Annotated in this window: 5 protein-coding genes and 1 tRNA gene; 1 reads left to right on the top strand and 5 read right to left on the bottom strand. The window is 73.4% G+C overall.

The genetic code is table 11. The annotated features are described in order from the left end of the window. Positions 1-65 precede the first annotated feature (65 nt). Positions 66-704 (top strand): GPP34 family phosphoprotein, encoded by a 639-nt coding sequence (locus HMPREF3105_RS08190; RefSeq protein WP_036316333.1) that lies wholly within the window; start codon positions 66-68, stop codon positions 702-704. Between the two features lie 10 nt (positions 705-714). Here HMPREF3105_RS08190 and ilvA read toward each other — a convergent pair whose 3' ends face one another. The 5 genes from ilvA to HMPREF3105_RS08165 all read right to left on the bottom strand — a co-directional run bounded on the left by ilvA (position 715) and on the right by HMPREF3105_RS08165 (position 5,489). Further along, positions 715-2,046: a threonine ammonia-lyase gene (gene ilvA / locus HMPREF3105_RS08185; protein WP_070709175.1), complete on the bottom strand. Its 1,332-nt coding sequence runs from the start codon at positions 2,044-2,046 to the stop codon at positions 715-717. Next, on the bottom strand, positions 2,046-3,263 hold the full coding sequence (locus tag HMPREF3105_RS08180; protein WP_070709173.1) for an AI-2E family transporter: 1,218 nt from the start codon (positions 3,261-3,263) through the stop codon (positions 2,046-2,048). The genes ilvA and HMPREF3105_RS08180 overlap by 1 nt, the downstream gene beginning before the upstream one ends. Next, complete coding sequence (locus HMPREF3105_RS08175; protein ID WP_036339976.1) at positions 3,260-4,231, bottom strand: aldose 1-epimerase family protein; 972 nt, start codon at positions 4,229-4,231, stop codon at positions 3,260-3,262. Before HMPREF3105_RS08175 ends, HMPREF3105_RS08180 begins: the two co-directional genes overlap by 4 nt. 121 nt (positions 4,232-4,352) lie before the next feature. After that, positions 4,353-5,228 (bottom strand): Bax inhibitor-1/YccA family protein, encoded by an 876-nt coding sequence (locus tag HMPREF3105_RS08170; RefSeq protein ID WP_036339974.1) that lies wholly within the window; start codon positions 5,226-5,228, stop codon positions 4,353-4,355. Between the two features lie 184 nt (positions 5,229-5,412). Then, a tRNA-Leu gene (locus tag HMPREF3105_RS08165) sits at positions 5,413-5,489 on the bottom strand. Between the last annotated feature and the right edge of the window lie 70 nt (positions 5,490-5,559).

The following is a 5,559-nucleotide window of genomic DNA, read 5'->3' as shown; positions in this document are numbered from 1 at the left end:
CGGCCCACCCCGCCCGCCGTCGTCCGTCCCGGACCCCACCGCGCCCCCGTTGCTACTCTGGCCCCATGCTGACCGTCGAGAAGGCACACCTGCTGCTCACCCGCGAGGACGGGTGCTCCGAGAGCCCCTCCCACCACCGCGTTGCCCTCGCGGCCGCCGCGCTGGCCGACCACCGGTCCGCCGGGATCGTGACCCTCGAGGACGTCCCCGTGGACCGGGCCCGCGTGCTCGTGACCGCGGCCGGCACCACCGGCGACCCCGTCCTGGACTCCTCCCTCGGACAGGTCGACGCCCTGGCCGGCCGACCGCTCGTGGCCACCGTGGCGGCCGGCAAGCCGGACCTGCGCAAGGCCGTCGTCGCCCATCTGACCGAGACCGGCCGCCTCACCGAGCGCAAGGCCTTCCTGGCCACCCGGCACGTCCCCCGCGGCACCGAGCGCGCCGAGCTGCTCGCGCACCTGACCGCCGTCGTCCTGGACGAGGCAGAGCCCTCCGACGAGGACGTGCTCCTGCTCGGCGTGCTGCAGCACCTCAACCTGGCCCGGCGCCTGCTGCCGGGCGCCCACGAGCGCTATGACCGTCGCGAGATGGTCCGTCGCATCGAGACGCTGACGCGCGAGGACCTCCTGGTCCAGGCCGTGCGCCGCGCGGTGGGCGGGACCTGCGGCACCATCACCGCGGCCGCCGCCGGCTCCGTGGCCTGAGCCGGCCCGGTCAGGGCAGCGGGGCCGGGCTGTAGCCGGCCCCGCGCAGCGCCTCCAGGACCTGGGCGGAGTGCTCGGCGCCGCGGGTCTCCATGTCGATCGTGATGTGCACGCCGCCCATGGACAGCTCCGGGCCGACGCGGGTGTGGTCCACGCGCACCACGTTGGCGTCCGTGTCCGCGATGATCCGTGAGATCGTGGCCAGCTCGCCCGGGCGGTCCCGCAGCGGGATGCGCACGGTCATGTAGCGCCCCGCGGCCGACAGTCCGGCCTGGATGGACTTCAGCATGAGCATCGGATCGATGTTCCCGCCGGAGAGGATCACGGCGGTGGTGCCGAGCTCGAAGCCCAGGTCCGCCGTGCGGCCCGCCAGCAGGGCGGCCACCCCGACGGCGCCCGCCGGCTCCACCACGAGCTTGGAGCGCTCGAGGAGGTGGACGAGGGCCGCGGCGATCTCGTCGTCCGTGACGGTCACGACGGCGTCCACCAGCTCGGCGGCGATCCGCAGCGGCAGGGCCCCGGGCTTGCCAACGGCGATGCCGTCCGCGATGGTGGACACGCTCTCCAGCACCTGGACGCGGCCCTCCTCGAGGGAGCCGGGGAACGCGGCGGCGGTGGCCGCCTGCACCCCGATGACCCGCACCGTGCGCCCACGACGCCGGGCGGCCTCCTTGAGGGCCACGGCCGTGCCGGCGATGAGTCCCCCGCCGCCGATGCCCATGATCACGGTGTCCACGTCCGGCAGCACGTCGAGGATCTCGAGGCCGACGGTGCCCTGGCCCGCGATGACGGCCGGGTCGTCGAACGGCGGGATGAACACGGCACCGGTCTCCGTGGCCCACCGCTGCGCCTCGGCGAGGGACTCATCCACGGTGGAGCCGTGCAGGACGACCTCGGCACCGTGGTCCCGGGTGGCCTGCAGCTTGGGCAGGGCCACGCCGTGCGGCATGAAGATGCGGGCGCGGATGCCGAGCTTGGCGGCCGCGAGGGCGACGCCCTGGGCGTGGTTGCCGGCCGATGCGGCCACGACGCCGCGGCCGCGCTCCTCCTCGCTCAGCTGCGCCATCCGCACGTAGGCGCCGCGGACCTTGAACGAGCCGGCCCGCTGCAGGTTCTCGCACTTCAGGTGCACGTCCGTGCCCACGGCCCGTGAGAGCGCCCGGGAGTGCTGCAGCGGGGAGCGCTCGGCGATCCCGCGCAGCGTCTCGCGCGCCCGCTCGATCTCCTCGAGGGTGACGGGCAGCTCTGCCGGGGCCGGCGGACCGTCGGCGGGCCGCACCCACCGGGGCGACGGCGTCGGTCCGGTCCGGTCCGGGGTGTTCGTGGCCTGCGCCGCGCCCATCAGGCGTCGTCCCCGTGCCGGGTGCCCGCGTCGGCCTCGGAGGCGAGGGCGGCGTCCTCGTGCGTCGAGGGGCGGTACCGGTGGGAGCCGGCCGCCTCGTCCTCCGCGCCGCCCGGTTCGAGGGCGTGGTCCGTCCGCTCCGTGAGCTCCTCCGGCACGTCCGCGGTGAGGGCGCGGACGAAGCTGTTCACGAAGGCCAGCACCGGCACGGCGAACACGGCGCCCGCCAGCCCGAAGACGGTGGACCCGGCGGCGACGGCCAGGAACACGGCCAGCGGGTGCAGCGCGACGGCCTTGCCCATCACGAGCGGCTGCAGGACGTTCGACTCGATCTGCTGCACGAGCAGCACCACGCCCAGCATGAGCAGCGCGTTGACCAGGCCGTTGGACATCAAGGCCAGGAGCACCGCCATCGCGCCGGTCAGGGTGGCGCCGATCATCGGGATGAACGAGGCCAGGAACACGAGCACGGCCAGCGGGATGGCCAGCGGCACGCCCAGGATCAGGGCACCGATGCCGATGCCGACGGCGTCGATGAACGCCACGAAGATCTGGACCCGCACGTAGGAGCCGAGCGACTGCCAGCCCGAGCGGCCCGCGCGGCCCACGGTGGCCCGGTGCGCCTTCGGCACGAAGATCAGCAGGAAGCGCCAGATGCGGTCGCCGTCGTAGAGGAAGAAGATCAGGGAGAACAGGGCGATGAACAGGCCCGCACCGATGTTGACGGCCGTGGAGCCGAACGAGACGGCGCTGTTGATGACCGTGGCGGAGTTGTCCCGCAGCGTCTGCCACAGGCCCTCCAGCCCGGCACCGGAACGGGGGATCTCCACGCCCACGCCGGCCAGCCAGGCGATCGCGTCGTCGACGGCCTGGCCCAGCTGGTCGCCCAGTTGGGCGAAGCCCTGGACGATCTGCTGACCGGCGAGCCCCATGAGGCCCACCACGACGACGACCAGCAGCAGCACGCACAGCAGGGCGGCCGCGACGCCCGGCACCTTGATGCGCCGCATCGCCTGGAACACCGGGGCCAGCAGGGTGGCCAGCAGCGCGGCCACGAGGATCGGGATCACCACGAGGCTCACGAAGCCCAGCAGGTACACCACGACGCCGATGCCGATGACGACGGCCACCAGCCGCCAGGACCAGGCCGCGGCCACCGTCAGCCCATAGGGCACGTCCTTGTTGATCTTGGTCTGGGCCGCCAGGGTCGAGCTCACGCGCGATCCTCCTCGTGTGGGTGGTCGGGGACATGGGGGGTCAGACCCCACTGGACGCTCCAGCGGGCGTGCGGGGCGAGCCGGTGCAGGCCCTCCCCCGAGTTCAGGGCGTCCGCGGGAGCGGTGAGCGGCTCCACCGCGAGCGCCGTGTCACGGCCGGGCAGCCGGTCCGTGACGAAGACGTGGGTGTAGGCGAACGCGTGGTCGGACCACAGGGTCACGGCCCGGCCGTCCCCGGCGAGCAGAGTCTGGCGGTGCCGGCCGTCGGCGTCCGGCGTCAGGCCGGTGAGGCACACGTCCAGGGCGTCCTCGCCCACGGCCCGGCCGCGGCGGAAGTCCAGGTCCGTGCCGTCCACCGGCAGGGTCTCCACGGGGATGAGGTCCTCCCCCGTGCGGATCCAGGCGTCCGCGGGCACACGCAGGCTCAGCTCCGCCGTCGGGACGTCCCCGATCCGCAGGAACGGGTGGGCGCCGACCGCCACGGGCACGGTGGCGTCCGTGTGGTTCTGCACCTCGGCGGTGACGGTGAGGCCGCCGTCCGCCTCGAGCTCGTAGGTGACGCGGTGAGTGAGCCGGAACGGCCAGCCGTGCTGGGGGTGGATCTCACCGCGCAGGGTCACCGCGTGGGCGGAGAACGTCTCTGTGACGAAGTGGGTGTTGCGCAGCAGGCCGTGGCTGGCGTGGCCGCGCGCGGGTTCGGTGACGTCCAGGCGCTGCTCGACGCCGTCCAGGATCCAGCGGGCGCCGGCGACGCGGTTCGGCCACGGGCTCATCTGGATGCCGTTGGCGGCGGGCGGGACCACGTCCTGGCCGTACGGCTCGGTCAGGTCCACGCCGGCCACGCGGTACCTGCGCAGGGCACCGGCCAGGCCGACGACGACGGCCTCCGCGGACCCGCGGTGCAGGCGGTGCTGGGTGCCGGTGGCGTCCGGGGCCCCGAAGGCGGGCAGGTCGCTGGTCTCGGTCACGGGACCTCCTGAGTGGCGGCGAGGGACCCCCTCAATCTACGCCCTCGCGGACGCAGACCGCCCCGGCCCTGTGCAGGACCGGGGCGGCGGTGCGGGTCTCCGTGCGGGGACGGGGCGCCGGTCAGTCGTTGCCGCGCAGGATGGAGAGGATGCGCAGGATCTCGACGTACAGCCAGATCAGGGTCACGGTCAGGCCGAAGGCCACGGACCAGGAGTACTTCTGCGGGGCGCCGTTCTTCACGCCCACGGCGGCCATCTCGAAGTCCATCGTCAGCGAGTACGCGGCCAGCAGCACGGCGATCGCGCCGATGATCAGGCCCAGGCCGCCGGTGCGCAGGTTCGCGATGCCCGTCCAGGTGAGGACCAGGTTGACGAGCATGAAGACGAGGTAGCCCAGCATGGCCGCCATGACGATCTTCGTCATGCGCGGGGTCGGGCGGAACTTGCCCGAGGTGTACAGGGCCAGCATCACCGCGAACACGGAGAAGGTGCCGAGCACGGCCTGCACCACGATGCCCGGGTAGGCGCCCTCGAAGAACGCCGAGATGCCGCCGAGGAACAGGCCCTCGGCCAGGGCGTAGAGCATGATCAGCACGGGCGAGGGCTCGCGCTTGAACGCGTTGACCAGGCCCAGCACGAGGCCGGCGATCGCGCCGATGATCATCAGGCCCGGCGAGAACCAGCCCACGGCGCCCGCCACCACGACGAGCACGAGCATCAGGCCGGTCTTGCCGACGACGTCGTTGAAGGTCATCCGGCCGGTCTGCTCCGGGCCGGCGGAGGGCGCGCGGAAGGCGTCCTCCATGGACTGCTGGTGCGCGTACTGCTGGGCCGCCTGGCCGGCGCCGAACGCCTGGGCCTGGCCGTACGGGCTCTGCTGCTGGCCGTACGGGGACTGCGCGGACTGCTGCCCGCCCTGGTACCAACCGGGCTGCGCCTGTCCGCCGCCCTGCATCTGCTGCTGGAAGTTCTGAGAGTTCATGACCGGATTCGCCACGGCTCGCTCCTTCGGGTCGAGTCGGCCCGGTCGCACGCCGCCGCAGTGAGCAGCGCTCGTGCCCCGGGGTTCAGCACGATCCTATCGGGATGTCTGCGTCCGCGCGCGGGGCCGGAGCGTGGATCCGCGCCGGTTCACCGGCTGTTCACGGTGGGCGCAGAAGCGAGGCGCGCGGGGAGACGCGTGGTGCCCCCGGCGGGACTCGAACCCGCAACACGCCGATTTTAAGTCGGCCGCCTCTGCCAGTTGGGCCACGGGGGCGTGGCGGGCCCGTGGACGCGGGCCCGGGTGCGGACGACGCCGGCCCCGTCCGATGCGCTCGGACGGGGCC

The organism is Micrococcus sp. HMSC31B01, assembly GCF_001816085.1.
Taxonomy (GTDB): domain Bacteria; phylum Actinomycetota; class Actinomycetes; order Actinomycetales; family Micrococcaceae; genus Micrococcus; species Micrococcus luteus.
This window is presented reverse-complemented; position numbering and strand designations above follow the sequence as displayed.

Excerpts from the sequence above, each read along its gene's own strand:
- HMPREF3105_RS08190 (WP_036316333.1), top strand. The coding sequence starts at position 66 with ATGCTGACCGTCGAGAAGGCACACCTGCTGCTCACCCGCGAGGACGGG.
- ilvA (WP_070709175.1), bottom strand. The coding sequence starts at position 2,046 with ATGGGCGCGGCGCAGGCCACGAACACCCCGGACCGGACCGGACCGACG.